The 2,381-nt window shown below is 33.9% G+C and carries 3 protein-coding genes; 2 read left to right on the top strand and 1 reads right to left on the bottom strand.

Annotation, left to right across the window (positions count from 1 at the left end; translation table 11 throughout):
- Positions 1-235 precede the first annotated feature (235 nt).
- Entirely contained in the window at positions 236-1,081 is an 846-nt protein-coding gene (locus D0T84_RS22050) for an AraC family transcriptional regulator (RefSeq protein WP_163310068.1), read from the top strand.
- Here the strand turns inward: D0T84_RS22050 and D0T84_RS23410 are convergent.
- Complete coding sequence (locus tag D0T84_RS23410) at positions 1,007-1,339, bottom strand: MBL fold metallo-hydrolase (protein ID WP_163310067.1); 333 nt, start codon at positions 1,337-1,339, stop codon at positions 1,007-1,009. The two genes, D0T84_RS22050 and D0T84_RS23410, sit on opposite strands and share 75 nt — an antisense overlap.
- A gap of 405 nt (positions 1,340-1,744) precedes the next feature.
- Here D0T84_RS23410 and D0T84_RS22040 point away from each other — a divergent pair, with 405 nt between their 5' ends.
- Positions 1,745-1,915, top strand: a complete 171-nt coding sequence (locus tag D0T84_RS22040; protein ID WP_163310066.1) for a hypothetical protein — start codon at positions 1,745-1,747, stop codon at positions 1,913-1,915.
- The last annotated feature ends 466 nt before the right edge of the window (positions 1,916-2,381 follow it).

The raw sequence follows: 2,381 nt of genomic DNA, 5'->3' as shown, positions 1-2,381 counted from the left end.
CCTCAGTTAATGTCACTTTGTATCGTATTGCCATAGTTGCTTTTGTGGCAAATATACGATATTTGTCAGACATTATCAAATTGACATGACACTAGTATAAAATTCGGGGGCAAAGGTACATGTGTTTTAAGTAACTATAGAGTTCTTAATAAGTACAGGGTTGTAGAATTTAGGAACAATTATTTCTATAAAGCTTATTTTCTACTTATCTTTGCAATAAAATAAGAACAGGAAAATGAATAATTACCGATTAGGTGAATCTGATTATGAATTTCGCGTCAGCACATCCAACCTCTTGGATATGGTAGGAAAAACACATCTTACTACAGAGCTGACATTGATGAAGTGCGTTTCCGGCAGTGCAATCATTGCTATAAATTCGAGAAAGTGTACTCTTACAGCTAACCATAGTTTTATATTGTTGGAAGCAATGGAATTTCAAGTATTTGAAACGACGAGTGATTTTTCGGTAATCTGTTGTGCAGTATCCTTGCCATTTTACTTTGAATTATCGGCGAGGATATCCCCTAATGTTTTCAGCATTCTATTATATGGGAAACCGGATTTGTACAACGAGAAAGAGTTGCGACCAGTAGATTTATTATTTGAAAACTTATGTCTGCTATTCGACAACAACAAGCATAACAATAGAAGGGTTATGGCAATGAATCTTATTATATGCTATATTTATGAAATATATGAGCTTACATTGCCTTATGCAAATAGTCAGAAAGAAGATGATAAGAGTAAATATTATAGTCCTACGATAATCTCATTTTATAATCTGCTTGCAGTCCATTCTAAAAAGAATAGAAGTATTGAGTTTTATGCTGACAAACTAAATATATCAAGCCGTTATCTCTATAAAATTGTCAAGAATAGCCTCCATATAACCCCTAAACAAGTTATTGATGATGTAGTTGTTTCCATGATAAAACAAATGCTTTTGACCACGACCTTAAATAATCAGGAAATTGCATATAAGTTTAATTTTCCTGATCAATCTTCATTTGGGCAATACTTTAGGCGATGTACAGGTATGTCTCCTATAGCGTTCAAGAATAAGCATATAAACTCTTAACAATAGTACCAGTACGACGCTTCCGTTCTCGAATAGATCGAATGACGAACGTTGTGGGCCGATGTCGGTCGGTTTAAATTTGAAAGGTTTAACGTTGACCTCTTTCCTCATTTTTGGTTTGTATCGCACGCTGGGCTTATTTGCTGCTATCCATTCGGGTTCACTAACCAATACGTTCTTTGCAGCTTTTATAAGATACAGGCCCGAAACATGGTCTGTATCACGATGGGTAAGAATTACATAATCTATATATCCCACGAAGATATGCTGATCCTGAGAAGTTACTCGTTTATCGCCTCTTTCGTTGGAAGTATTGCTTTACTGGCCATATATTGCAACCGGCCAATATGCCTCTTCGGTTCTCCTCTTAAATATGTTGTTAATATATCTTTCAATGAATACAAAATAACAATTCAGTTACAAAACTGAATGATAATTTGGCGTTTGCGCTATAATATTTTGTGTTCAGATTTGAAAAAAGTCTGTGATTCAAAAATACCCAATCTCCTATTACAATTCTGTATAGAAAAACATCTTTCCATAGTGCGATAAAACTCCTATAATCAGCACAAAAGAAAATTATCTGAAAATAGTGTACTAAACTTGTGAATACAGGTGATTTATCCTCCCGACCTTTGCCATGTATCAATAAAACAAAGGATTATGGGAATAGTAATTATGAAATCGGGCGATTTTCAGGCACTAATGGAAAGAATAGAGGCCATAGAGAAATATATTTATCAAGTGGAGCCAAAGCAACCTCCTTTGCAGGAAATATGGTTGGATAACGAGGTCGTCTGCTCTTACCTGAAAATCAGCAAGCGGACTCTATAATTAAAATGTATGCGATTTATAAACAGATAGTTATGTATTTATTAGAGCATAACAGGTAACGATTTAGAAACAACCGGAACTCATCACTCTACTGTGATTTTCGCTATGCCGATTTTCAATTCATAGATTCAAATAACTCTTTTGACAAAGGTATACAATGTTTTTTAAAAACAATCAGGACAACTCCAAATTTGCATAAACATCAGCCAAGAGTAAAGCAGTACCGGATTCCATATATTTGAAGAGGACATTGAAAATTTGATGATTTGCTTTGCATAAAATTTAGTTTAATACTGATTGTTTAGCACAATTTACCCCTCGGAGGTCATGAAAAAAGTCATATCTTTTTCATTTATACTCGGATTAACCATATAGATATAAATCAGTTACATATTTATATATTAAAAAAAAGTCATATCAGCCATCCGGGCCATTCTTTATTCATTTTTCTGGTATTATATTTAGA

It is taken from the genome of Dysgonomonas sp. 521 (assembly GCF_010501055.1).
Taxonomy (GTDB): Bacteria; Bacteroidota; Bacteroidia; order Bacteroidales; family Dysgonomonadaceae; genus Dysgonomonas.
This window is presented reverse-complemented; position numbering and strand designations above follow the sequence as displayed.